This is a genomic window from Pandoraea captiosa (genome assembly GCF_902459775.1).
Lineage (GTDB): Bacteria > Pseudomonadota > Gammaproteobacteria > Burkholderiales > Burkholderiaceae > Pandoraea > Pandoraea captiosa.
In genome coordinates this window covers 26675-52358 of record NZ_CABPSQ010000014.1, presented here as the reverse complement: position 1 = coordinate 52358, position 25684 = coordinate 26675, and the positions used below count along the sequence as shown (strand labels likewise).

Genomic DNA, 25684 nt, shown 5'->3' with positions numbered 1-25684 from the left:
TGCAAACGGCGGGAAAGTCCGTTGCCGGCCCCGACGTCAATACACGCGTCAGGTGCGATCAGGCGCGGCTGTCGGCAAGCGCCGCAGCGGTCCCGATTTCCGAGCGGACTTCGGCGCGCGAACGGCCGATCGACGGCGCTTGTTGCAGCAGCGAGGGGTACGTTTCGAGCGATTGATCGAGCTTTCCGGAAGCGCGTGCCTGACGCAGTTCTTCAAGGACTTGCGCGCGGCTCAGGCCTTGAGACACAGCGGGTTGACCCGCGTCCGCCGTTTGGGTGTCGGCGAAAGCCGGTACGGAAGCCAGCGAGACAGTGGCGATCAGGGCGGCGGCAAAGATACGTGCGTTCATGATGAAACTCCTTTCGGTCGGCAACAATGGCCGGATGTCGAATCCCGCGAAGCGCCCATTTTCGTGATCGGATGGACGCTATCGGGTATGACTGAAGATTACGAAAGGACGCCGCGCGCTGCGCGGCAGGACGTCTACAAGATGCAACCGTTCGTCCAGTTCTGATGTCGGCGATCGCTCGGCGATTGCGCAGCGCTATGACGGCGATAGCGAGCCTCGATGGGATGGCCGAAAATGCCGGAATGATGGCCGACGACACGCTGCAAGTGCCGACCCAATAGCAGGAATGACCACAGGGGGAATGACCTCAGAGGGAATGATCCCAGAGGGAATGACGACAGGAGGAATGGCGGCAGCGAAAATCAGGACAGTGGGAACGACAGCAGCGGCAATGACGGCAACGGGAATTACGACTGCGTGACGCGCTTGCCGACCTTGATGTCCGTGAGCGGAACGACGGTGGCCGCAGCGTTGCCGAGCAGGCGGCGCAGCACCGCGGGCTGCGCGACGAGGTCCGCCAGCGTGTAGCGATCGAGCACCGCGAAGTAGGAACGCAACGCCTCACCCAGAACCCCGCGCAGATTGCACGCGGACGTAATCACGCAAGCGTTGTCGCCTTGGTGGAAGCACTCGACCATCGCGAAATCGGGCTCCATCGCCCGCACCACGTCCCCCAGGCCGATGCGCTCGGGGGGACGTCCGAGACGAATGCCGCCTGCCCGCCCGCGCACCGTGTGAAGGAAGCCCAGTTGCCCCAGCTTCTGAACGATCTTCACGAGGTGGTTTTTGGGAATGTCGAAGGCGTCCGCCACCGACTGCACATGCACCAGTTCGTCGGGATGAACCGCGACGTAGATCAAAGTGCGCAGACTGTAATCGGTGTGGTCGGTAAGTCGCATGCGACGGCGAACAAGAGGCGGCTGCGGGAATGAACAAGGCAGTGCTTCGCACCGCCCCGGATGAATATTCGAGGCAGTTTAACATGGCCCCGATTTGCATCTTATGTCCCATGCCCGACTAACGAAAGTGGGCGGATTGAGCGAAAAGCGACGGGCAATCGACGGCGCATTTCCCAACGGGATCGAATTGGTCAATTTGTGAAAGTGAGCCGACAGCGCGGAATCAGAAGATGCCGTCGCGCCCTAGTCCTGCAACCGTTCGAGCCCCGGCGCGCTTAAATCGCCCCCCAGCGAAAGGAGTTTCCATGGAGTTCTCATGTCATGCGAACCCGTCAATGCCGAACGCTCTGACATCGGTGTCCGCGTCCGTCACGCAAGGATCAACATCCGTGTCTTGCCAAACGACGCGTTGGTGGCCCGCGCTGACACACCTGTTCCTCTCCGACAAGGCGCACGACGCTTCGTGCGAGTTCCGACGGTTACTGGACGCTACATCGGCCCCACAACAAATTTTTGCGTTCACCTGCCTCACTCGATATGTGGCTCCAGCCCATTCGGGTGCCTTGCAATGGAAGGTGTTCGACGACGCCCCGCCAAACTTCGTGGTCGGCAATCTGGAAGTCAAAGGCTGTCCCGACTGGATGTCATCCACCGATGATCCCATCACGCTGGCGCATGACGATCGGATGCGGCTAAGCCATACCCTTGGACGTCATGCTATTCCGGAAATCGCTTCAGCCCCTCATTCGGAAGTTCGCACCCACTTGCACCGAATTCTGGCGCAACTCGATGCTGCTTCCCGCGTCGACCTCACGACAAATCGGCTCTCAACGGCCCGTCGGATATTCGGCGCTTCTGCGGTGGGTGACGTGTCGACGAGAAGGGCCGATGTTCAAATCCGCGAGCTGACCGCAGAGGACGCCACGCCTTTTCAGGCGTTGCGACTTCATGCCCTGCGTATGAACCCGACAGCGTTCGAAATGGATTACGACGAGGAAGTCGAATTGAGTCCGACGTCGGCATGGGCCAAAGCCACGAAATCCCCCAACGGTATTGTCATTGGCGCGTTCGACGACAACGGCCTGATCGGCATGCTCGGACTGCGGCCGCTGGTCGCGAGAAAGCGCTCGCACAACGCAGCGCTCTGGGGAATGTTTGTCCACGAAAAAGCCTCAGGGCGAGGCATCGGACGCCAATTGCTGTCGTCCGCGATTGCCCTCGCGCGCACGATGCCGCAACTCACACGCCTGAGTCTCGTCGTGAGTGCCGCCTCAGCATCGGCAATTTCGCTGTACGAGTCACAAGGCTTCGTGAAAACCGGCACAGATCCTGATTCGCTTCGTTGCGATGGTCGGTCGTACGACGCCATCCACATGAATCTTCCGATCGTGGAAGCCGCCGATACGCCGACGAATGGATTCACGGTCCACTCGGCGGCACCCGGTGCAGTTGACCGAATGGACCTCGCAAGGACTTACCAGCGCACCGTCAACCCGCCCATCCACGAGTAATCGTAGGTTTGCGGATTCAAGCCACGCCGGTACCCGACGTCGAGATCCATCCATGACGTCGGGCTGTAAATCGCGCCGAGGATCATGAACGCCGGGTTCGTCTTCTGAGCGAAATCCGGATTTTGGGCCGTGCCAATATCGACGATCAGTTGCGTGGACGGCAGCACCCGATAGAGCACCGCGGCGGACACCTTCCACACGCCCTGCCGCTGGGCCTGCCGGTTCGCCTGATATGCGGCACCCGCATTGGCCAGAAACGTCCAGTCGTCGATCTGATACTGCGCGAGCAATGTCGCCCCGGCATTCACGCGGCCGGTGCCGAGTCCGCGCTGATCGTTGCCGGACGGAAACGTCAGGTACGGCTTCAAGCCGACGCTGAACGCACCATCGTCATACATACGCCACTTCGCGCCGGTCTCCACGTCGCCGACACCGCTGCCGGCCGACTCGGAACGATTTTGAATGTTGGTATACGGCACGTTGACGTAAAGATCGAGCGCTTCGCCGAAGCCCCGGGTGAGTGTGCTGTTCCAGAGCGTTTGACGCCCGATATCCGGTTGTTTCGACGTCACTTCGCCGTTCGTCTCGAATTGCCAGTTTCCGTCGCCTTGCGTGCCGGTATCGTCGGAGGTCAGCGGGTGGGCCGCGAAAGCGCTGAGCGGGCAGAACAGCGCCAGATACATCAGTTGCTTCTTCATGAGTCGTTCTCGATGTGCGTGTGCCGCCCCGATGCCGCGCATGGATTTCGCGCAGTTCGGGACGTGAATGTGAGCGCCGGGCTCCCGCCCTCGTGGGCAGGAGCATTCCAGCGATTCGGGTGTCGAATGACTATCAGGCTTCGCTCAGAACCAGCGACCGAAGCGTCGGATGTAGATCGTCTTGACCGTCTGGGCGAGCATGATGTAGCCGAGCATGGTCGCCACAAGCCAGTAGAAGTACGAGCCCGGCAGACTGACGAACCCCATGGCTTGCGCGAACGGCGAGTACGGCAGCCAGCAGGCGATCGCAATCGCGACCGATGTCGAGAGCATGATCGGCAGCGCCGGCGTGCTTTGCAGAAACGGAATCTTCTGCGTGCGCAACAGGTGGACCACCAGCGTCTGCGAAACCAGCCCTTCAATGAACCAGCCGGAATTCATGATGACCTGCCCGCCCGCGCCGCCGTGCAGGTGATAGAGCGCGCCCGCACCGAAGACCGTCCACATCAATGCATAGGTGGTGATATCGAAGACCGAGGAGGTCGGCCCGATCCACAGCATGAAGCGACGAATGTTGCCGGCATCCCACTTGCGTGGCTTCTTGAGGAACTCCGGATCCATGCGGTCCCACGGCAGGAACATCTGCGAGATGTCGTACACGAGGTTCTGCACGAGCAGTTGCACCGCGAGCATAGGCTCCCACGGCAGGAAGGCGCTCGCCACGAGCACCGAGAACACGTTGCCGAAGTTCGAGCTGGCCGTCATGTTCAGATACTTGAGGATGTTGCCGAACGTCTCGCGCCCCTTGATCACGCCGGCCTCCAGGACCATCAGGCTCTTTTCGAGCAGGATGATGTCGGCGGTTTCCTTGGCGATGTCGGCGCCGGTGTCGACCGAGATGCCCACGTCGGCGTCGCGCAACGCGGGGGCATCGTTGATACCGTCGCCCAGGAAGCCCACGGTATGGCCGTTGGCTTGCAGGGCCTTGACCACGCGAGCCTTGTGCAGCGGCGCGAGTTTGGCGAACACGGTCGTGCGACCGACCACGTCGCGCAGCGTTGTATCGTCCATCGACTCGATGTCCGCCCCCAGCAACGGCGTGCCCGGCTCGATCCCGACCTGGCGGCACACTTTCATCGTCACGATCGGGTTATCGCCGGTGAGGACCTTGACCGTCACACCATGCTCGCGCAGTGCCGCGATCGCGGGGGCGGCCGAATCCTTGGGCGGATCGAGGAACGTCAGGAAACCGCAGACGGTCAGGCCGTGCTCGTCGGACGTCTTGTACTGGTTTTTCGTCTCGCCCGCCGGAATGTCCCGAGTGGCCACGACGAGCACGCGGAAACCGTCTTCGTTGTAGGCCTCGGCACGCGCGATGAGCATGGCGCGGGCCGTGTCGTCGAGCGCACGCACGCCGTGCGGGGTCTTCACGTGTGTCGAGACCGACAGCATCTCTTCAACGGCGCCCTTGGTGATCATGAGATGTTCGTGGCGCTCGTTCTCCACGACCACCGACAGTCGGCGGCGCACGAAGTCGAACGGCAGTTCGTCGACCTTGGCGTAAGTGCGCGGCTGTACCGATTCGCCGATCTCGGTGGCGCGGCGGATGATGGCCACATCGATGAGGTTGCGCTGGCCGCTCTGGTGATAGCTGTTGAGCCAGCCAAGGCGCAGCACGTCTTCCTGCTCGTCGCCCGTCACATCCAGATGTTGCTCGAGAATGATGCGGTCCTGCGTGAGCGTGCCGGTCTTGTCGGTGCACAGCACGTCCATGGCGCCGAAGTTCTGTACCGAATTCAGACGCTTGACCACGACCTTGCGACGCGACATCGCCAGTGCACCGCGCGCGAGGTTGGCACTTACGATCATCGGGAGCATTTCCGGCGTCAGACCGACGGCCACGGCAAGAGCAAAGGTCAGCGCGCTCAGCCAGTCGCCCTTGGTCAGGCCGTTGATCATGAACACGATGGGAACCATCACCAGCATGAAGCGAATGAGCAGCCAGCTCACGCTGTTCACCCCACGGTCGAAGCTCGTCTCCACGCGCTTGTGGCTGACGACGTTCTTCGCCAGCGCGCCGAAGTACGTGTCGGCGCCGGTGGCCACGACCACGCCGACGGCGGTGCCGCTCACCACGTTCGTGCCCATGAAGCAGATGTTCGAGAGGTCGAGCAGATTGGCATTCCCTTGCCCTGCCGCGATCGTGGCGGACTTCTGTGCGACGGCGCCCATCGTGTCGTACTTTTCGACGGGCAACGCCTCGCCGGTCAGCACAGCCTGACTGATGAACAGGTCGCGCGATTCGATCAGTCGCAGATCGGCCGGAATCATGTCGCCCGCCTGAAGCGTCACGATGTCGCCCACGACCAGATCGCGCATGGCGACCTCGTGACGCTCCGACTTGCCCGACGCAGACGCGCGACGCCGAACGCTGGCCGTCGTGCGCACCATCGCCTTGAGCTTCTCGGCCGCGCGCAGCGAGCGGAACTCCGAGAAGAAGCGCAGCAGACCGCTGATCGTCACCATCGTCATCAGAATGATGATGCTCTTGTAGTCCTCGTCGCCCGGATCGGCGAAATAGACATCGGTAAAGAAGCTGATCGTGACGAGCGCGAGCAGCACGAACACGAAGGGGTTGTTGAAGGCGCCGATCAGTTGACGCGTCCAGTGTGGCGGTTTGTCGTGCGCGATTTCGTTGGGACCGTAGCGGGTCTGGCGCTGCCCCACATCGGCGAGCGGCAGGCCGGTGGTGTCGGTACCGAGGGTGTGGAGCACGTGGTGCAGCGGTTCGGTCGCGAGTCGGGCGACGACGTCGGGCCCCGAGAGCGGCAGATCGGTCGCGGTCGAATGATCGACGAAACCGCGCTGCTTGTGGCGGGAGCGGTGGTTGTTTGTCATGACGATTTTTCCTGGCGCGGCTTACGCAGGCATGCACGAAGCATGGCGGCCGGCCGGTATCGTCAGACGCTAGCGGAGATCATGTCTCCGGAAATCAGCGCGAACGCACCCAGCCGCGCCGCGCAGCGCGCGGTCGGTGATAGCGAAACAATTGGGGGTATGGCATCAGGTCGCCCGCCGGGAAGCCGCACGCACCATTGAGCGCACGCGCGGCCCCGACGGGCCACATTCGACTAGATCCGTCTTCCATTTCGGACTCCTTAAATTTTTGTATTCGGCAGTCGGCAAACGGTCAAGCGTAGGCCGACGGTGGTTTCGTGGATCGGCGGGTGCTTACCCGGATGTTTAAGCGGCTGTGGCCGCGCCGAGCGTTGCGCGACGCGACGGGTCATCGGACCAGAAAACACGGCGCACGCTGCGCTCACCCGACAGTCGCATGACGAGCGACGTGAGCGATGCTCGCGACGCATGCGGGCAGTCGAGCGTGACGGTGGCGGACGCCTCGTCGCGGTCGCTCCAGCGCGTAATGCTCACATGCGTGGCACGCAGGCCGAGCGCCGTGAGGTCGATGAACATCTGCTTGCGCAAGGCGCCGAGCGCCTCGGCCAGACAGACGATGGTCAGATGCGACACGGGCGTGGTGCGCGTCGGCTGGCTCTGGAAAGCCTGAAACGTTTGAAAAGCTCGCATGATTTCCTCGCATGGCTGCGAAGTGCCCGTGCCACGCACGGGCGGCCGGCACGCAAGAGCGCAGTCAGGTGGCGCATGAGCAACACACGCGCAACACGACGACACCCGTTACGGGCACGACGATGGAAACTTTTGCGGAAATCGCGCCGGGAAGCCCCGAAAGGGCACGCTCGGGAAGAGCGCTAGGCTGGCGCTGGATACCGCATCCTGCATGAGGACGCGGCACAGGGAAAGACTGTGGATCCTCAGGCAATCAATCGATCAAAGATCGAGGACTACTGGCATCGGAATTCACGGACTGACCCCTTAAATTGAAGACAGGGCGGATGGTAACTGAGGCTAATTTAGAGCGTCAAGCGATAAATGCTGCATCGCAAACTTCTTCGGAATTTGCTTGGATACAACACTCGCCCTGCTCGTAGACGGCCGATGGACGGCCTTGCGCAAGGTTGTCCCGAATTACGGACACCGACCGATTCCCGAGTCAAAAGACTTTAGATTGACAGGGACATTTCCCATGCGTTATTAATAATGATTATCATTAACAAATTACCGCGAGTCGTCTCAACTGCTGCATGACCGTTAGCCAGTGCTTGCGCTGGTCCCGAGTGTCGTGAGTGGACCGAGCATCAGGCTGGATCATGCAAACCCCGGGCACCCTTCCCTCTACCGTCGAACTGCTTTATTGCCATCACCATTCCTGGCTAAAGGGCTGGCTGCATCGACGGCTGGGCAGTGCCGAACAGGCAGCGGACATCGCGCACGACACTTTCGTGCGATTGCTTGGCAGCGAACGCGTGCCGTCGACATTCGACGAACCTCGCGCCTATCTCACGACGGTAGCGCAGAATCTCGTCTCCAATCACTGGCGTCGTCAGAAGCTCGAACGGGCTTACCTCGATGCGCTCGCGCAAGTGCCGCGCGACGTGGAATGGTCGCCCGAGACGCGCGCCATGATGCTGGAAACACTGCTGGAGCTCGATCGGCTGCTCGACGGCCTGCCACCCCTTGTCCGTCAGGCGTTTTTGTCCTCGCAACTGGACGGGCAAACGCACGCACAGATTGCACAGACGCTCGGTGTCTCGGTACCAACGGTCAAGCGCTATCTCGCCAAGGCACTGCACCGCTGCTACTTCGCCGACCTGTCGTTTCTGGGCTGACGCATGCGCAAGAACGCCCCCTCACCTGCCATGCCTGCCATGCCCGCCACGCACTCAAGCTGGTACGACTCCACGCGCGACGCCGCCAATGTGCCGCCAGAGGTCGCCGAGCGAGCGGTCGAATGGCTCATCGAATTGCAGAGCGACGATACGTCGCCGCAAACCGTGGCCGACTGGCATGCCTGGCGTGCCGCGCATCCCGATCACGAACGTGCATGGCAACGCATCGAATCGGTCAAGGGCAAGCTCGCCCCCTTGGCAGCTCCCGTCGAAGCCGGGGTCGCGCAAACCGCATTGGCGCGATCGGGCACATCGGCACCACCTTCGTCATCATCACCGCCCGCATCGAAATCGCGTCGCCGCGCCGTGAAGTCTCTCACCGTCCTTCTTTTCGGCGGCTCCGGCGCATGGACTGTCCTGCACTCATCGGCGTGGCAGCGTTGGTCGGCAGACGTGCACACCGCCGTAGGCGAGCGCCGTACTTTGCTGCTCGATGACGGCACGCGCCTGGTACTCAACACCGACAGTGCCGTCGACATCCGGTATCGCGAGGACGAACGACGCATCAGGCTCGTGGCCGGCGAAGTCATGATCACGACCGCGCCGGACAGACATGCACCGCCGCGCCCCTTTTTCGTTGAGACCTCGCAAGGAACCGCACGCGCTCTCGGTACACGCTACACCGTGCGGCAGTGCGAGGACGATACCCATGTGAGCGTTTTCGAGGGCGCGGTCGAACTCCGTCCGCGCGCGGCGCCCGCCAGATCGCTGATCGTGCAAGCCGGGCGACATGCCAGTTACACGGCCGACAGCATCTCCGGGACGATCGACACGCCGACCGCCGACGCGAGCTGGGCCGAAGGCTTCATCGTCGCGCGCAGCATGCGGCTCGCGGACTTCATCGCCGAGCTGGACCGCTACAGCGATGCGTCGCTCTCGTGCGACCCCGATGTCGCCAATTTGCGCGTATCGGGCACGTTTCCGCTCGACGACGTGGGTAAGGTCCTCGACACCCTGGGCAGCACGCTCGCCGTTCGCGCCGAAGCGTTCACGCGCTTCTGGGGCAAGCGCGAAATCCGGCTGGTCCCAGCATAGATCAGTGCGCTGCCGATGCACCGGGCATAACAGACATACCCGACGTAATGCCACGTTACGTCACGTACCGCCACGTACCGCCACGCCATTCCACTTAACTCGACGCGATCCGACGCAATCCAGCGACCGAGACATGCCCGCGCGGTCGCGTGAGATTCAACGGCGCAAAAATTTTTTCACAAAGGTGATCCGTTTCTGTGTTTCGCGGGTCATGGAGGACGAGCACCACCACTCTCTTCCACACGAAAGGTCAGATCATGGGTCACGTCCGCGGGCGGCAACAACGCCCCAGCCAACAACTTCGGGTACACCGCCGCACGCGGCTGGCCTATGCACTGGGTCGCATCGCGCTGGGCGCAGCCGTCGCTGCACCGACGGCGATGATCGCCCTCACCCCGCTGACGGTCCATGCCCAGGGCACCGCCGCGCCGGGGGCTCGCGCCTTCGACATTCCGGCGGGCTCGCTCGAAGACACCTTGAGCCGGTTCGGGCGCGACGCCGGCATCATGCTGTCGTTCAAACCCGAAGTCACGGCAGGACGCCACAGCCATGGCCTCAAAGGCACGTACACGCCGCGTAACGGGCTGGAAGCGCTCGTCGCGGGCACTGGCGTCGAGGTCGTCCCCCAGTCGAACGGCAGCTATCTGATCCAGCCCGCCACGACGCCCGCGGGCGCCGAAGGCGCCGTGGCGCTCCCGACGACCCACGTCATCGCGAGCTATGACAACGGTTTGCAACCGGCCTACGCGGGCGGTCAGATCGCGCGCGGCGGCAGTCTTGGCATGCTCGGCTCGGCCGATGCGATGGACGTGCCCTTCAGCACAATGAACTACACCGAGCAGATGGTGCGAGACCAGCAGGCCCGCACGCTCGCAGACGTCGTCATCAACGAGTCGTCGGTGCGCATGCTCACCTCCAGCGGAGGGTTCGGCGAAGACTTCCAGATTCGCGGCTACACCGTCTCGAGCAGCGACGTGGGACTCAACGGCCTGTACGGCATGGCGTCGGCCAGCCGGGTGCCGGCGGCGATGGTCGAACGCGTGGAGGTTCTGAAGGGCCCCGGCACGCTGATGAACGGCATCGGGCCGAGCGGCAGCATCGGGGGGGCCATCAATGTGGTGACCAAGCGCGCCACGAGCGAGCCGATCACGCGCCTGACGACAACGTTTCAGAGCAAATCGCAGTTGGGCGTGGAAGCCGACGTGGGCCGCCGCTTCGGGGAAGACCAGGCGTGGGGCGTGCGCCTGAACGGCGTATTTCGCGACGGCAACACCACGCTGGATAACGGCAGGCAGAGCGTCGGCTTCGGCTCGGTCGGCCTCGACTACACCACGCAACGCCTGCGCTGGACACTCGACGCCTACACGCAGCATGAAGGCGACGACAATTTCCGTCCCCAGATCGGCTTCCAGTCGTCGGTGAAGACGATTCCTGAAGCACCGTCGGGATATCGCAACTTCTATCCCGGCACCGAACTGCATCTGCATGACTCCGCCGTGACCTCACGCCTCGAATACGACGTGCTGCGCAACGTGACCGTGTGGGGCGCCATCGGCTACCACTACGCGAGCGCCTACCAGACGTTCCCGAGCGGCCCCGCAGATGCCCTCGGCAACTTCACGGCAACGAATTCGTATTACGACTCTTACACCCGCTCACGCACGGGGGAAGTGGGGGCTCGGGCAAGTTTCAGAACGTTCGACATCGGTCACACCCTTACGGTACAGGCGTCGCGCCTCGAGCAGGACTCGGGCAACGCTTACGTGCCAGGTTCGAAGTCCGTCGCGTCGAACATCTACAATCCCGCGCCGCTGCCTGCCGTCGACGCCCCGCGAACGGATCCGAGGAAAGCTTCGGAATCCACGTTGACGAGTATTGCCGTGACGGACACGCTTTCGTTCCTGAACGACCGCGTGCTGCTCACCGGCGGTCTGCGCCACCAGCGCGTCGCACTCGACAACTTCAACACGACGACCGGCGCACTGTCGTCGAACTACGACCAGAGCGCCGTCTCGCCGCTCGCGGGCATCGTCGTCAAGCCGCTGCAAAACGTTTCCGTGTACGCGAACTTCACGTCGGGCTTGTCGCGCGGCGGCGTAGCGCCCGTCGGTACGCAAAACGCCGGTCAGGTCTTCCCGCCGTACAAGTCCAAACAGTACGAGGCCGGTGTGAAAGCCGACTGGGGCCCGGTAACGACGGTGGTGTCGGTCTTTCAGGTGCAGCGCCCGAACGCGATTACCGACCCGGCCACGAACGTCTACAGTTTCGACGGTGAACAGCGCAACCGCGGCATCGAAGTGTCGGCATACGGCGAAGTCGTGAAGGGCCTGCGTCTGATGGCCAGTGCAACGTTCTACGATGCCAAGCTGACCAAAACGGCCGGCGGCGTGAACGATGGCAACGATGCGAACGGCGTGCCAAAGCGCGCGTTCAACCTTGGCGTCGATTGGGATACTCCGTGGGTACCGGGACTTTCGCTCAACGGCCGCATCATCAATACGTCGCGCATGTACTTCAACGCGGCCAACACGCTCGAACTTCCCGCCTGGACGCGCTACGACATCGGCGCGCGCTACCGCACCCGCATCGCGGGCAAGCCGGTTGTGCTGCGCGCCAACATCGAGAACCTCTTCAATTCGAACTACTGGCTCATGAGCGGCACCTACGCCACCGTGGCAGCGCCGCGCACGTTCCTGCTCTCGGCGCAGATCGACTTCTGAGCCGCATCGACATGACACAACCTTCCACGCCAGACGTAATCCGCATCCGCCATTTCACCAAGGAGACCGCAATGCCGACCACCGTCGACAACCGAAAAACCAGGATCGCCCGGCTTGCCGGGTTCACGCTCGGAACCCTCATCACCGTTGCCGGAACGGCGCAAGCGCATCAGGTCTGGATCGAGCAACCCGCCGACCAGAACGCCGTCATCCGCTTCGGCGAGTTCGGCGAAAACCTGCGCGAAGCGTCGCCGGGACTGCTCGACAAGTTCGTCGCCCCGACCGCCACGCTGCGTTCGGCGCACGGCGAGAAAACGGCTGCCGGTACCAAAACGGCGAACGGGTTCACGCTGCCGTTCCGTGCCACGGCGGGAGACGCCCTCGTCGCAGAGGAGGCCAGGTATCCCCTCTTCACTTCCCGTCGCGACGGTCAGGAAGTCACGACCTGGTACCGTCCGTCGGCGCGTCTGGCGACCGACTTCACCACGCAAAAGCCGCAACTGGCGCTCGACCTCGTGCCCGCCGGCAAGTCCGGCGAGTTCCAGTTGTTCTTCCAGGGCAAGCCGCTGCCCAAGGCGAAGGTTTCGCTGGTCACGCAATCGGGCTGGGCGAAGGAAGCGCATACGAACGAGCAGGGACGCGTGACGTTCGACATGCCGTGGAAGGGCGTGTACGTTGCCGAAGTCAGTCACAAGGACATGACGCCAGGTGAGCGCCCTGGCACGAACGGTGCCGAGCGATATCAGGGCGTGAGCTACGTGACGACCACCACCGTCACGCAGGTCGAGGGCATCGACCCGCTGCCGGCCGGACCGGTCGCCACCCCCAACAAGTAAGCGACACGCGTCATGGCTCAGGTTCGTCGCGCGCCATCGGCCAACTGCGGCAGACTCGGCCGGCGAGGCGCACTCGTCGCCCGCATCGTGGCGGCCATCGGCGGCGGTTACGCCGTTGCCGCCCTCGCCAGCGTGGCTGTCCTTGCCTTGCCGATGAGCAAACCACAGGCAGTCATCACCGGGGAACTGGCGAGCTTTGCGATCTATGCGGGCGCCGTCGTGTGGGTGTTCGCGGCGCGCAGTGCGTGGCGTGCCTGGGCCGGCCTGCTCATCGTCGCAACACCGCTCGCACTCGCGGCGTGGGCCGTCGCGTGCGGATGGGTGGCGGGAGGGGCGACATGACGCCTGAGCCGAACATCGGGGTGAAGTCGGCGAAGTCCGGGGTTTCCATGGGCGCAGTGAAATCCCGGCAGCCCGCCACGCCGCCGGGACGTGGCATCCGTCAGACGATGTCGGACCTGCATACGTGGGCCGGCCTGCTCGTGGGCTGGCTGCTGTATGCCATGTTCCTCACGGGCACCGTGAGTTACTTCAGGGACGAATTGTCGCAATGGATGCGCCCTGAGGTGCCGCACAGACAGACACTGCCAGATCCGGCCGTCGTTGCGCAAAGCGTTGCCGACCGGTTGACGACACTTGCCGCCGGCAGTGCGCAGTGGGGCATCACCTTGCCGACCGAGCGCAATCCCGTCGCGAGCGTGTTCTGGCGCACGGCGCCGGTACCCACGGGCACCGCGAACACACCGCGTCGCACATTCGAGGAAGCGACGTTCGATCCAACGACGGGCCAGACACTCGGAACGCTGGGAACGCGCGAGACCCTAGGCGGTGACTTTTTCTATCGATTCCATTTCCAGTTCCATCCGTTGCCGGTCCTGTGGGGACGCTGGCTCGCCGGTTTCTGCGCCATGTTCATGCTGGTGGCGATCATCAGTGGGGTAATCACGCACAAGAAGATCTTCGTCGACTTCTTCACCTTTCGGTGGGGCAAGGGACAGCGTTCGTGGCTGGACGCGCACAACGCGCTCTCAGTCTTCGGCCTGCCCTTCCACCTGATGATTACCTACACGGGTCTCGTCACTCTCATGGCCATGTATATGCCGTGGGGCGCGCAGACTGCCCTCAAGACGCCGGTCGAACGCGCGCAACTGGCTGCGCAGTTGAGTGCCTTCCCCGCGCCCGGCAAGGCGACTGGACAGAAAATGCCGCTCGCCTCCATCGAGACGATGGTGCGTGAGGCGCAGGCTCGCTGGGGCGCGCACGACGTGGGACGCGTGACCGTCACGAATGCGGGTGACGCGGCTGCGCGTGTTGCCGTCACGCGCGGCGACGCCACGCGCGTATCGATGAGCCCACAATATCTGCTATTCGATGGCGCCACTGGCAAGGTGCTCGAAGTTCATGACGGCGTCGGTGCCGCCGCCGAGACTCGCGGCGTGATGTACGCCCTGCACCTCGGACGCTTCAGCGATCTCCAGTTGCGCTGGCTGTACTTCCTTGTGAGCCTCGGAGGAACTGCGATGGTGGGCACAGGGCTGGTGATGTGGACAGTGAAGCGTCGCACCCGGCTGCCAGACCCGACACGACCACACTTCGGGTTCCACGTGGTCGAGCGTCTTAACATCGCGGCGATTGCCGGCCTCTCGATCGCCATGACGGCGTTCCTCTGGGGCAATCGTCTGATTTCGCTCGACGTCATCGAGCGCAGCGCCGTGGAAGTCCACACGTTCTATTGGGTATGGGCAGCGACGCTGCTGTACGCACTGGTGCGCCCGGCCCGACGCGCATGGATCGAGTTGCTGTGGATCGGCGCGGCTGCGCTCGCCCTGCTGCCGGCACTCAACGCCGTCACGACTTCGCGCGGCCTATGGCACAGCGTGACGACCGGGGACCGGGTCTTTGCCGTCATGGATCTGGCGTTGTGGGCGTTCGCCGCGCTGCATGCGTGGCTGGCCGTGCGCACCGCCCGCCACCGGCCGAAGACGAAGCCCTCCCGCGCAGCGCTTCCAGGCAAAACGACGTCGCCCGCTTCGGGAAGCGCCACCGTCAACGCGCCGTTGGGCGAGGATCGCGCATGATGGCTCTCCTCACGTTTGCGTTCTGCCTTGCGGGCTTTGGCGCCCTCGCACTGGCGACGCAACGTCACCAGCAGACGTATTTCAGCGGCGTCTGCGCGTCACGCACGCGGCGCTACCGGCAGATCGGCTGGACAGCGCTGGTCGCGGCGCTGGTCGTCACCGTGGCGCGTCAGGGATGGGGACTGGGGCTTGTGCACTACAGCGGGCAGACCAGCATGGCCGCCGGTCTGGTCTATCTGGCGCTCATTGTGGCCGAGCGCCGCCGCGCGTCGCGCTGAAGTGCCGACCGGCGCGCGGCGCCTGCACTTACTCGTTCTCTTCGAAGTAGTGCCCGAACTTGACCTGCTTGGTCCGGATATAGCGTTCGTTTTCTTCGCGCATCGGAATATCGAGCGCCACGCGCTCGCTCACGGGGATGCCGTGCTTGATGAGCGTATCGAACTTCTTCGGATTGTTGCTCATGAGGCGCACCGACCCCACCCCCAGAATGCGCAGGATGGCGGCGGCGGAATCGTATTCGCGGGCGTCGTCGGGCAGGCCGAGATCGAGGTTCGCCTCGACCGTATCGCGGCCCTGCTCTTGCAGCAAATACGCACGGATCTTGTTGCTCAGGCCGATGCCACGTCCCTCGTGACCACGCAGATACAGCATCACGCCACGGCCCTCTTCGGCAATCTTGCGCATGCCGGCGTCGAGTTGTTCACCGCAGTCGCAGCGGTAGGAGCCGAAAACGTCCCCCGTCAGGCATTCCGAATGCAGGCGCACCAGCGGCGGCAAGTCGACACCGCTCGCGCCCGTCACATCGCCCATCACCAACGCCAGATGCTCGTTGCTGCTGTCCTTGACGCGAAACGCGTGGGACGTGAAGGTGCCGTAACGGGTGGGCAGCGTTGCCGTAGCAACAAGCTCGACGCATTCGCCTGCGTCGCAGTTGAGCGTGGCAGAGGCAGTACCAGGGGACTTCATGTTGACGTTCAAACGGGCTGAAATTGGGAGTCGCGTGCCATCGTGCAGCGATGGCGTGTGCTCGGAGTGTACCGCCATTTGCGAATTTCAGCCGACAGCCCCCTGCAACACACTGTTGCACAAGGCTGTCCAATGCTGTCCGATGCTGTCGCAATGGGCGGCGAGGTTCACCGGACTAGGCCTGAACGCACGGCTCCCGACACCACCGCGGCGAACGTAGTGTCTCAGCCCTTGGCCCGGAAAGCCACGCGCACGAGCGCATCGAACACGTCGCGCCCCGCACCGAACGCCGGGTCGAATTGCAGGGCATCGCGCGCGCATTTTTGCGTGATGTCGGGGCTGATGGCCAATGAGGGCCCCATCATGCTGGTCGCGAGCTGGATTTCGCAGGCGCGGTTCAGTGTCCACAGGTATGTGAACGCTTCCGGCAGGCTGCCGCCCCAGGAAAGCAGCCCATGATTGCGCAGAATCACCGCCTTTTTTCCATCGATGCTGCGAATCAGTCTCGGCCCCTCCTCGGCATTGACGGTGACACCCTCGAAATCGTGATACGCCACGCGCGCCTGCAGTTGCGCGCTGTAGAAGTTGTCGCTGCGCAGACCGGCGGCGGAACAGGCGACGGCAACGCCCGCCGTCGTATGGGTGTGCATGACGCAATGCGCCCCGGGCAAACCGTTGTGCAGCGCTGCGTGCACCGTGAATCCGGCCGGATTGATCGGGTATCGGCTATCCCCGAGGATATTGCCCGCGCCGTCCACTTTGACGAGATTGAGCGGCGTCACTTCGGAGTAATGCAACCCGAAGGGATTGATCAGGAACGCGGGCGGGTTGGCATCGCTTAAACGAAGCGTGATGTGGTTGTAGATCAGCTCTGTCCAGCCCAGGTAGTCGAACACCCGGTAGCAGGCGGCCAGCTCACATCGTGCGGCCCACTCGTTGTCGTCGATATTGTCTGGTTGCTTGAATGAAGCGAATGCGGGCAATGCCGAAATCGTTGTCATGTTGCGTGTCTCCTCAGTCCTCGGGAAGAGTCTACGCGGCCTCGCGTTGCGTATCGCGATTTCGGCTTAGCGATTGCTTAAGCGCGCTTACGAATGGGCGAAGAATGGGCGAAGAATGGGCGCAAAATGGGCGCAGCGTGTTATGCCGCCAGCGCCTTGTACCAGTCGCCGACCCAGCGCACGAGGAAATCATGAAACCCGGCGGCGGCCGGCGATAGCGCGCGTTCTTTCGAGTGATAGAGACAGATTTGCCGAATCGTCTCCGGTTTTCCGGTTCGGCGCATTACCAGCCCCTGGCTACGCGCGAAGCCTTGCACATAATCGGGTGCGAGCGTGACGGAGAGGCCCGCGCGTGCCAGTCCGAACGCGGTCGTCACGTTCTCGACGATTTCGACGGGCAACACGCGCTGACTGTCCGGCTGATCGCTCAGCATGCGCGTTACGCTGTACTCGTGGTCGCGCCCGGTGGCCACCACGGACGTTTCCCGCAATACCTCCCACGGCACGACGTCGTATCGCGCGAGCGCGTGTTGCGGCGAACACCAGACCACCCATGGGCTGTCGAACAGAGGCGTGGCGCTCACCCGTTCGCCCAGCGGCTGGTTGGGGCCGAGCGCGATGTCGATCTGCGCGTCGGCAACGGATGGCACGAGTTTTTCGACTTCGACGTCCGACGGCCGGACGCTCACGTTCGGGTGCAGGGTTCGGTACGCGGCAATGGCATCGGGCAGGACGGCCGCACACAGAACGAGCGGCGCGCCGACGCGAATGACGCCCGACGCCCGCTCCCTGATGTTCCTGGCCGAACGCTCTGCCGCGTAGAGTTGCGCCATGGCGGCCGACGCGGCAGGCAGAAAGTCGGCACCGGCCGCCGTGAGCGAGACTCGCCGCGTGGTTCTGTCGAAGAGCCGAAACCCGACTTCACGCTCCAGTTCACCAAGCAACTGACTCACGGCCGACGGCGTCAGGCAGACCCTGTCGGCGGCGCGTGCAATGCTCCCGCAATCCGCAATCGCGAGGAACGTCTCAAGCTGTCGGGCATTCAGTCGGCTCAGGGCCATGGATCCTTCATGTGCGGCGAGGTTAACGCGCGGGTCATGTGTTCAGCATTTCGAGCACGTCCTCGGCTCCGCGCCCCTCGTAACTCCGTGTCCAGGACACGCCTGTTCTCACGACCTTCGCCGGCACGCCGACGATCAGCGACTTGTCGTCGAAATTACCTTTCACGATCGAGCCCGCGCCGATGACACATCCGGCGCCAATCGTCGTATCGGCAAGGATTGTGGCCCGAGACGCCACCCAAACATGCTTTTTGAACTCGATTCGCGCGTTCGGAGAGTAATTGAGCGGCGCGCCGGAGACTGCGTCGATAATTGCGTGGTTATCGCCGACATGAACAAATGCGTTGGCGAACATGCAATCGTCACCCACAAGCATCGAGCCGCCTGGATTAATGAAGCAATCCGTGCCGTTGGACGTTACCCGATCGCCGATCTGGACAATTGCGGGTCCCCACAAATGGAATATCCAACGGCCCGAACATTTTTCACCCACGGTAACTTTTTGTTCGGAATCGGAGATCGCCAGATAAAGCGCTGGAACGGATTTCAGAACGATTTCGACGCCCGTAAGCGATTCCGCTTCCTTCGGCCCGTGGAACGAAAAAATAACGTCCTTTAACTTCTCTTCGTCAGCCAATGGGAACGTAATCGTTCCAGAAATTCGTTCCGCCCCGTTGCGTAAGCTTGAAGCGGGCATTTCACGGATGCGGATCGTCTTCATCCCGGCAGGCGCGCTCAGCTTTTCCTTACGATCCGCTTCAAAGTTGCCAAATACAACGAGGTCGCGGCGCTTCGCCTTGAACTCTCTTGAATTGGTAAATTCCTGCATCAGGCGAACTTCGTCCTCCAACTTCATCTTTCCAATGATCGCATTTTCGGATTCAGGGTCGCGACCGAGGAAAAAACGATAGGCCCAGACAACGGCCTCACGCGGAACCGGCATAGTTAAACCTCGCAATGATCCAGTCTATTTTTTTAGTGGCTGGATTATACGAGAATGCAAGACGCGCTTATCGATGTACGGTGTACTTTGCCGCTACCGCCGTCCCCGCTTCACAAGCGGGGACCGGTGCCAGCCTGAGTTCAGCAGTTACCCTTCTTCGCCTGCCCTGGCGGGCAGTATCCGTTGCCAGGGCCGCCACGACCGCCGTGCGGTCCGTCGTCAGGAAGATAAACGGCACAACTGGTCAGCAGGACCGATGCGGCCAGCAGCAGGAACGTTAGTTTTTTCATTTCGGAAGCCCTCCATAGCCCCGGACGTAGCGCGCGACCTCTTCGTGCCGCATCGGCGCCATTTTACGGGATCGCGGAAGTCGCGCGTTCCTTCATCGACTTATCGGTAGCACGGGATCAAGCAGAACGTTCGATCTAGAAGCTGCAACAGTCGCACAGCATTTCCGAATTGAGCAGATCCGGCGGGCGTCCGCCGAGTCGGCCAAAACCGAAAGCCGCCAGCAGATTCTCGACGGCGCGCATGGTGCCGGGCGGCCAGCAGAGCTGAACACGTCGCCCCAAAAAAGAAGGGCTCCCGCGCAGGGAGCCCTCATTGTTTTTTGTTGCATTTGGGTTGTGTTTTAGCCGTGTTTGGCGGAGGGCAGCCGGAGTCGAACCGACCTGGGAGCGTCTGACGCCCCCAACCGGGTTTGAAGCCCGGCCGCATCACCGGATACGGATGCCTTCCTACACCGCGCCCCAAACCACACCGGGGCGCCGCACATGCAAATCGCCAACGCGGCGAGTATATCCCGCACGGTCGAAGAACTCCAGAATCTGAATCGCGCGCTTGCGACCCAATCCCGTCGCATCCCGAAACGCACCGGCTTCCACCCGACCGTCAGCCCCTGCAATCATGTCGGCGAGCGTCTGCACCCACGCATCGTCGTAGAACAGATCCTTGACGATCTGATGCACTCGCCCCTGCCGCGCAAGCTTGCGCAGGACCGAACGCACCCGGTCTTCCGGCACGTTCAGCTCGCGCCCCATGTCGCGCACCCACGGCGGATCGAAACGTCCCTGCGCCACCTTCGGCAGCAACGCCTGCGCCAGCGCGTTTTCCTCATCGGTCATTTCGACGCGATGCGTCGGCAGGTGCCACCATGCACCAGTGCGCGCCAGCGACCCTTCGCTCAACAAGGCCTGCACGATCACGCGCCAACGTGCCGCGTCCAGCGCCGGCCAGGTCATGCGCCCCAGTCGGGCCGCGTCGAGCCCCGGCTCGTCCGGCACCCGTGCGTGATAGTCGCTCAGCGAGGCGAGCACTCGCGCACGCATGACCTCCCACGCCTGCGGCGCGAATGCCAGTGATTCGCCCTCGGACCCCGTGTGCACCACAGCCCCCGACGGCCATGCCCATTGCGTCGCAGGCAACCCCGTCACCGTGACGACCTGACCACTCGTCAGACCGAAGGGCGATTGCGCGAGCAAGGCGTCAAGCCCGTCGCCATCGAGATACCGCGCGACGGCGTCGAGCCACGCCAGTCTGGGCGCCGAACGACGCTTGCGCTCCGGCGCGGCCTGATCGAGCACGCGCCCGCCGCCGACGGTCGCCGTGGCTTGCGGATTGCGCACGATGAACCGGTCGCCCGGCATCGTGCACACCGGCGTGTCGAACACGAGCTGCACCCGCATCGAGGCGCCGGGGGCAAGCGTATCCCCGCCGAGCAGCACCGTGCGCGCCTGCACGTGTGTCGTGCCAAGATGCACATGCAGCGGAAACCACTGCGTGAGCGGCGCGCTGCCCGGGAGCCAGTGCAGCTCGACGTCCACATTCGTCGATGGCTCGGACAAGCCCGGCGCCACGATCCAGTCGCCACGCGCGAGCTGATCGCGCTCGATACCCGCCAGATTCAATGCGCAACGCTCGCCCGCCCGGCCAGCCTGCACAGGACGATTCTGCGCATGGATGCTTCGCACCCGCACCGGCAACTTCTGCGGCATCACCGTCAGCGTATCGCCCACGCGCACGGTGCCCGCGAAGGCCGTGCCCGTCACCACCGTGCCGTGCCCCGCCAACGTGAAGACGCGGTCGACCGCCAGTCGGAACAGCGCATCGTCGCGACGCGCAGCATTGCCCGACGCCAGCAACGCGCCCGCCGCTTGCGTCAGACGCTCACGCAATGCCGCGACGCCCACATCGCCCGTCGTCGTCGCAGACACGGGAATCACTTCGGCACTTGCAAGGGGCGTGCCTGCGAGCCACGCCCCGATCTCGTTCGTCACCGCCGCGAGCCGTGCAGCATCTACGCGATCGGCCTTCGACAACGCAACGACGCCACGTGTCACGCCCAGCATCGTCAGAATGGCGAGATGCTCGCGGGTCTGCGGCATGATGCCGTCGTCCGCCGCAATCACCAGCAGCGCGAAGTCGATGCCGACGGCGCCCGCCGCCATGGTATGGATCAGCTTCTCGTGCCCCGGCACGTCGATGAATCCCAGCACCTCGCCGTCCGGCAAGGGTGTGTAGGCATATCCCAGCTCAATGGAAATGCCGCGCGCCTTCTCTTCCTTGAGACGATCGGTGTCGACCCCGGTCAGCGCGCGAACGAGACTCGTCTTGCCATGGTCGATGTGCCCTGCGGTGCCGACGATCATGCGCGCAACTCCGCAAGCTGCAACGACAGTCGCGCTTCGTCACCCGCTTCGAGGCAACGCAGATCGAGCCAGAGCGTCTGGTCGGCAATGCGTCCGATCACGGGATACGGCAACCCGCGTAACGCAGCTTCGAGTCTCGCCAGCGCGCGCCCGCTGCCGCGCTTGCCGCCAGCCGGCGCAATCGCCAGCCCATAACTCGGAAGTTGCTCCACCGGCAACGCTCCGCTGCCGATCTGGCTGACCATCGGGGCGGCCGTCACGGTGTAGTCCTCGCCCAGTGATTTCGCGAGCACCGGCGCCAGCCGCCCGGCTTGCGCCGCCATCTCGTCGCGCGTACGCGTGAGCAGGCGAAGCGTGGTCAGCCGCTCGGGCAGATGATCGGGATCCCGATACAGACGCAGCACCGGTTCCAGCGCCGCGAGCGTGAGTTTGCCCACCCGGAGCGCGCGCTTGAGCGGATGCTTCTTGATCTTCGCGATGAGGTCTTTACGACCGACGATCATGCCCGCCTGCGGACCGCCAAGCAGCTTGTCGCCGGAGAACGTCACGAGGTCCGCGCCTGCGGCAATCGTCTCCTGCACGGTCGTCTCGTGCGGCAGCCCCCATCGCTCCATCGGGGTGAGCGTGCCGCTGCCGAGATCGACCGCCACCGGCACGCCGTGCGGCTTTGCGATCTCCACGACCTCGGCCACATCGACGCTCTTGGTGAAGCCCGTGACTTCGTAATTACTGCAATGCACCTTCATCAGCAGCGCCGTCTTTTCGCCAATGGCATTGCGATAGTCGGCCGCATGCGTGCGATTGGTCGTACCGATCTCGACGAGCTTCGCGCCCGCATGCGTCATGATGTCGGGAATGCGAAAGGCCCCGCCGATCTCCACCAGTTCGCCGCGCGACACGACCACTTCCCGGCGCCTGGCCAGCGTCGCCAGCATCAGCAGCACCGCCGCCGCGTTGTTATTGACGACCGTCGCCGCCTCGCCGCCGGTGAGCTCGCAGAGCAGCGGTGCGATGAGGTCGTCGCGATCGCCGCGTCCCCCGGTGGCCAGATCGAATTCGAGATTGGCGGGCGAGGTCAGCGCCTGCATGACCGACTCGATGGCCGCCTCGGGCAACAACGCCCGCCCAAGGTTCGTGTGCAGCACCGTGCCGGTGAGATTGAAGACGGGGCGCAGCGTCGCGCGATTGCGCTCGGTCAACGTGGCGACGACCCGCGCGCCGAATGCCGCCGGCGTCAGCGCATCGTGTGTGAGTGTGCCGGCGCGCGCCTGCGCACGACGCGCGTCGAGATCGCTGCGCAACGCGGCAACGACCTGCGTATGACCGAAGTCGGCAAGTGCCGCCTGAAAACCGGGCGTTCCCAGCAACCGGTCGAGCGACGGCAGATCCACCGCGCCCGCGCGCCCCTTGTCATGCTCTGCCATCGGCGTCGTCCCCATCAGGCGTCTTCGGCGTTCTGCCAGAGCAACGGGTTGCCGTTGGCGCGTGCGTAACCCGCCTCGCCCATCAGTACGTCCAGCGCCAGACTGGCGAGGTCGTCGGCGACCGGTTCGACGAACGGGTCCTTGTCCTGATAGAAGATCTTCCGATAGCTGTGACAATCGTCACACGACTCCGCGCGAATCGGCGACGACGCAACCCGCTTCGACGCCTCGTCGAGCTTCGGTCGCCCGTCCGGCCCCTTGAGAATGCCACCGTCAGCCACGGCGCTCTCAGCCTCCGAGGCCAATGCGGCGTCGGTCCCTGCGCCCGCCGTGTCGACGACGTGATAGGCGACGTGCTCGCTCGCTTCGCAATGCGTGCACTTCACGCGGACCATGTGCCACTCGGTCGCGCACAACCCGCAGCAAAGATAGCGATAGCCTTCATGCGCGCCGCCGATGCGCACCACGCTTGCCACCGGCAGCGTGCCACAAACGGGGCAGACATTGGGGACGTCGAGCATCGGCACTTCACCGGCCTCGAAGGTGCTCGCCACGCCGGTCCAGAGTACTTGCAGCGCCGCCATCAGAAACGGCGCGCTCGCGGCATCGACACCCTTGCCGTGTCCCGCGAGCAATGCCTGTGCACCGGCTTCGAGCGCTGCCGGGTCGGCCGCGCGAACACGCTCGATCACCCCTTTGACGGCGGCGGGCAACGCCGGCTGTGCCGCCACCGCATCGAGCAGCGGGACGAGCAACGGCTGCCAGCGCCCGGCGTCGTAACCGCCGGAGGCGGGCACGAGCGGCATGCAGTGCTGCTGCGCCTGTTCGATGGACTCGGGCGAGGGACGCTCGGCCTGGAAGTTGTCGAGCACATGCTGCTGCGCATCCACAAGTGCGGCCATTAGCCGCAGGTAGTCCCCCAGCGGATGGCCGTCAGCCAACTGACGCAAACGTGCCGCGCGCGCCGAAAACACTTCGGCGCGTTGCGGCATGCGCAAACGGGGAATGGAGGTGCGATCGAGCGATTCGATCTGCCCGGGTTCGAGAATGCGTTGCAAGGTGGCCGGCCTCGTATGAGTGTCCGGCCACCAGCAGGGCCGGACTTATTTGTTGAGCTGCTTGTACCAGGCGCGATGATGTTTCCACGCCCAGCCGCGGGTGACGGTACCGCGCGTCATGGCGCGCACGGAACCCTTGATCCAGATCGCCGCGTAGATGTGCGTAATGATGCCGCAAATCAACACGAATGCACACACCGCGTGCACGTCCGACGCCAGACGAATCACCCAGATCGGGAAATAGAACGCGAAGTATGCGCGCCAGATCACGATACCCGAGAGCAACAGCCCGATCATGCACAACACCATCACGTAGAAAAGCAGCTTCTGTCCGGCGTTGTAGCGCCCGACCTCCGGCAGATTTTCCTCGCGATTGTTGAGCACGTCGCCGATGTGCTTCATCCACTCGGCGTCGCGTTGCTCGAACTTGTTGTAGCGGGCGAGCCGCAGCGCGAGCCACACGAAGGCGACGAACATCACCAGCCCGACGAACGGGTGCAGAATCCGTGTCCACGGCCCGCCACCGAACAGATTGGTGAGCCAGAACATCGACGGATGGAATAGCGCCAGCCCGGAGAGCGCAAGCAGAATGAAGGTGCCCGCGACGACCCAGTGGTTGATGCGCTCTGCGGCGTTGTAGCGCTCGATCAGGTCGTCCCGACCCGACTTGCCAACTTCAGCGTCATGCGCCATGGTCAGACCTCCTCGTGCGTGCGAACGCCCTTCTCGCCGTCGGGACCGCCGCCCTTGCGGGAGGCATCGTACCGACGGGCCTGCGCTTCATCTTCCTCGGTCGTTTCGTTCGGACCGCTCTTGATGTAGTGGAAGAAGCCGGCGATGGCCGTGAGCGCCATCGCGGCCACGCCCAGCGGTTTGGCCATGCCCTTCCAGAACGTCACCATCGGACTGATGCGCGGATTGTCCGGCAAGCCGTGATACAGCGACGGCTTGTCGGCATGGTGCAGCACGTACATCACATGCGTGCCGCCCACGCCGGCCGGATCGTATAGCCCGGCGTTATCGAAACCGCGCGACTTCAGGTCTTCGATGCGCTCGGCCGCCTGGTCCTTCATGGCGTCCTTCGTGCCGAACATGATCGCGCCGGTCGGGCAGGTCTTCACGCAAGCCGGCTCCAACCCCACGGACACGCGATCGGAACACAGCGTGCATTTGTATGCCTTGTGATCCTTTTGCGAGATGCGCGGAATGTTGAACGGACACCCGGTAATGCAGTATCCGCATCCGATGCACGCTTCTTCGTGGAAATCGACGATGCCGTTGGCGTACTGCACGATCGCGCCCGGCGACGGGCACGCCTTCAGGCAGCCCGGGTCCTCGCAATGCATGCAGCCATCCTTGCGGATGAGCCATTCCAGGTCGCCCTTCGGGTTTTCGTACTCCGTGAAACGCATGAGCGTCCATGAGTCCGCCGTCAGGTCGGCCGGGTTGTCGTACACCCCGACATTGGTGCCGACTTCGTCGCGCAGATCGTTCCACTCCATGCATGCCGTCTGACATGCCTTGCAGCCGATGCACTTGGAGACATCGATGAGTTTGGCGACGTCGCCCGTGTGCGCCTCACGCACAGAGGGCGACGGCAAGGTCGTTGCCGAGCGCCGTTTGATATCCAGTGATTGCAATGCCATGGC

General features: G+C 63.5%; 23 protein-coding genes and 1 tRNA gene. 8 read left to right on the top strand and 16 right to left on the bottom strand.

Annotation, left to right across the window (positions count from 1 at the left end; all coding sequences use genetic code 11):
* Nucleotides 1-58: 58 nt before the first annotated feature.
* Both PCA31118_RS23645 and PCA31118_RS23640 read right to left on the bottom strand, forming a co-directional pair.
* A complete protein-coding gene (locus PCA31118_RS23645) occupies nucleotides 59-349 on the bottom strand; it encodes a DUF4148 domain-containing protein (protein ID WP_150627417.1) in 291 nt (96 codons plus the stop codon).
* A 407-nt stretch (nucleotides 350-756) separates the two neighbouring features.
* The gene (locus tag PCA31118_RS23640) at nucleotides 757-1248 is read right to left on the bottom strand and encodes an Rrf2 family transcriptional regulator (RefSeq protein ID WP_150627416.1); all 492 of its coding nucleotides are present in this window, start codon (nucleotides 1246-1248) and stop codon (nucleotides 757-759) included.
* A 335-nt stretch (nucleotides 1249-1583) separates the two neighbouring features.
* On the opposite strand from PCA31118_RS23640, the gene PCA31118_RS23635 reads away from it, so the two are divergent.
* The gene (locus PCA31118_RS23635; protein ID WP_174990582.1) at nucleotides 1584-2759 is read left to right on the top strand and encodes a GNAT family N-acetyltransferase; all 1176 of its coding nucleotides are present in this window, start codon (nucleotides 1584-1586) and stop codon (nucleotides 2757-2759) included.
* Here PCA31118_RS23635 and PCA31118_RS23630 read toward each other — a convergent pair.
* The 3 genes from PCA31118_RS23630 to PCA31118_RS23620 all read right to left on the bottom strand — a co-directional run bounded on the left by PCA31118_RS23630 (nucleotide 2723) and on the right by PCA31118_RS23620 (nucleotide 7045).
* Nucleotides 2723-3457, bottom strand: coding sequence for a transporter (locus tag PCA31118_RS23630; RefSeq protein WP_150627414.1), 735 nt, complete (start codon nucleotides 3455-3457; stop codon nucleotides 2723-2725). The two genes, PCA31118_RS23635 and PCA31118_RS23630, sit on opposite strands and share 37 nt — an antisense overlap.
* Nucleotides 3458-3601: 144 nt before the next feature.
* Complete coding sequence (mgtA, locus tag PCA31118_RS23625; RefSeq protein ID WP_150627413.1) at nucleotides 3602-6355, bottom strand: magnesium-translocating P-type ATPase; 2754 nt, start codon at nucleotides 6353-6355, stop codon at nucleotides 3602-3604.
* A gap of 345 nt (nucleotides 6356-6700) precedes the next feature.
* On the bottom strand, nucleotides 6701-7045 hold the full coding sequence (locus tag PCA31118_RS23620) for a hypothetical protein (protein ID WP_150627412.1): 345 nt from the start codon (nucleotides 7043-7045) through the stop codon (nucleotides 6701-6703).
* A 641-nt stretch (nucleotides 7046-7686) separates the two neighbouring features.
* Between PCA31118_RS23620 and PCA31118_RS23615 the strand changes: the two genes are divergently transcribed.
* From PCA31118_RS23615 to PCA31118_RS23585, 7 genes are all read left to right on the top strand, one after another.
* Entirely contained in the window at nucleotides 7687-8205 is a 519-nt protein-coding gene (locus PCA31118_RS23615) for a sigma-70 family RNA polymerase sigma factor (RefSeq protein ID WP_150627491.1), read from the top strand.
* A gap of 3 nt (nucleotides 8206-8208) precedes the next feature.
* The gene (locus PCA31118_RS23610; protein WP_246190404.1) at nucleotides 8209-9300 is read left to right on the top strand and encodes a FecR domain-containing protein; all 1092 of its coding nucleotides are present in this window, start codon (nucleotides 8209-8211) and stop codon (nucleotides 9298-9300) included.
* A 257-nt stretch (nucleotides 9301-9557) separates the two neighbouring features.
* Nucleotides 9558-12020 (top strand): TonB-dependent receptor, encoded by a 2463-nt coding sequence (locus PCA31118_RS23605; RefSeq protein ID WP_150627411.1) that lies wholly within the window; start codon nucleotides 9558-9560, stop codon nucleotides 12018-12020.
* Between the two features lie 71 nt (nucleotides 12021-12091).
* Nucleotides 12092-12856, top strand: a complete 765-nt coding sequence (locus PCA31118_RS23600) for a DUF4198 domain-containing protein (protein WP_150627410.1) — start codon at nucleotides 12092-12094, stop codon at nucleotides 12854-12856.
* Between the two features lie 12 nt (nucleotides 12857-12868).
* Entirely contained in the window at nucleotides 12869-13198 is a 330-nt protein-coding gene (locus tag PCA31118_RS23595) for a DUF3649 domain-containing protein (protein ID WP_150627409.1), read from the top strand.
* On the top strand, nucleotides 13195-14934 hold the full coding sequence (locus PCA31118_RS23590) for a PepSY-associated TM helix domain-containing protein (RefSeq protein ID WP_425495396.1): 1740 nt from the start codon (nucleotides 13195-13197) through the stop codon (nucleotides 14932-14934). The genes PCA31118_RS23595 and PCA31118_RS23590 overlap by 4 nt, the downstream gene beginning before the upstream one ends.
* Nucleotides 14931-15212, top strand: a complete 282-nt coding sequence (locus tag PCA31118_RS23585) for a DUF3325 domain-containing protein (protein ID WP_150627408.1) — start codon at nucleotides 14931-14933, stop codon at nucleotides 15210-15212. Before PCA31118_RS23590 ends, PCA31118_RS23585 begins: the two co-directional genes overlap by 4 nt.
* 28 nt (nucleotides 15213-15240) lie before the next feature.
* On the opposite strand, the gene ribA is transcribed toward PCA31118_RS23585, so the two are convergent.
* The 11 genes from ribA to fdxH all read right to left on the bottom strand — a co-directional run bounded on the left by ribA (nucleotide 15241) and on the right by fdxH (nucleotide 25681).
* Nucleotides 15241-15900 (bottom strand): GTP cyclohydrolase II, encoded by a 660-nt coding sequence (gene ribA, locus PCA31118_RS23580; protein WP_044457897.1) that lies wholly within the window; start codon nucleotides 15898-15900, stop codon nucleotides 15241-15243.
* A gap of 224 nt (nucleotides 15901-16124) precedes the next feature.
* Entirely contained in the window at nucleotides 16125-16901 is a 777-nt protein-coding gene (locus PCA31118_RS23575; protein ID WP_150627407.1) for a class II aldolase/adducin family protein, read from the bottom strand.
* A gap of 140 nt (nucleotides 16902-17041) precedes the next feature.
* Complete coding sequence (locus tag PCA31118_RS23570) at nucleotides 17042-17962, bottom strand: LysR family transcriptional regulator (protein ID WP_150627406.1); 921 nt, start codon at nucleotides 17960-17962, stop codon at nucleotides 17042-17044.
* A 34-nt stretch (nucleotides 17963-17996) separates the two neighbouring features.
* Nucleotides 17997-18905, bottom strand: coding sequence for an acyltransferase (locus tag PCA31118_RS23565; protein WP_150627405.1), 909 nt, complete (start codon nucleotides 18903-18905; stop codon nucleotides 17997-17999).
* A 140-nt stretch (nucleotides 18906-19045) separates the two neighbouring features.
* Nucleotides 19046-19195: a hypothetical protein gene (locus PCA31118_RS27120; RefSeq protein ID WP_174990581.1), complete on the bottom strand. Its 150-nt coding sequence runs from the start codon at nucleotides 19193-19195 to the stop codon at nucleotides 19046-19048.
* Nucleotides 19196-19547: 352 nt separating this feature from the next.
* A tRNA-Sec gene (locus PCA31118_RS23560) sits at nucleotides 19548-19643 on the bottom strand.
* Nucleotides 19643-21553 (bottom strand): selenocysteine-specific translation elongation factor, encoded by a 1911-nt coding sequence (gene selB, locus PCA31118_RS23555; RefSeq protein ID WP_150627404.1) that lies wholly within the window; start codon nucleotides 21551-21553, stop codon nucleotides 19643-19645. The genes PCA31118_RS23560 and selB overlap by 1 nt, the downstream gene beginning before the upstream one ends.
* Complete coding sequence (gene selA, locus PCA31118_RS23550; protein WP_150627488.1) at nucleotides 21550-22977, bottom strand: L-seryl-tRNA(Sec) selenium transferase; 1428 nt, start codon at nucleotides 22975-22977, stop codon at nucleotides 21550-21552. Before selA ends, selB begins: the two co-directional genes overlap by 4 nt.
* Nucleotides 22978-22991: 14 nt before the next feature.
* Nucleotides 22992-24035 (bottom strand): formate dehydrogenase accessory protein FdhE, encoded by a 1044-nt coding sequence (fdhE, locus tag PCA31118_RS23545; RefSeq protein WP_246190403.1) that lies wholly within the window; start codon nucleotides 24033-24035, stop codon nucleotides 22992-22994.
* Nucleotides 24036-24080: 45 nt separating this feature from the next.
* Nucleotides 24081-24728 carry a formate dehydrogenase subunit gamma gene (locus PCA31118_RS23540; protein ID WP_150627403.1) on the bottom strand — a complete coding sequence of 216 codons (648 nt, stop codon included), beginning with the start codon at nucleotides 24726-24728 and terminating at the stop codon, nucleotides 24081-24083.
* 2 nt (nucleotides 24729-24730) lie between these two features.
* Nucleotides 24731-25681, bottom strand: coding sequence for a formate dehydrogenase subunit beta (fdxH, locus tag PCA31118_RS23535; protein WP_150627402.1), 951 nt, complete (start codon nucleotides 25679-25681; stop codon nucleotides 24731-24733).
* Between the last annotated feature and the right edge of the window lie 3 nt (nucleotides 25682-25684).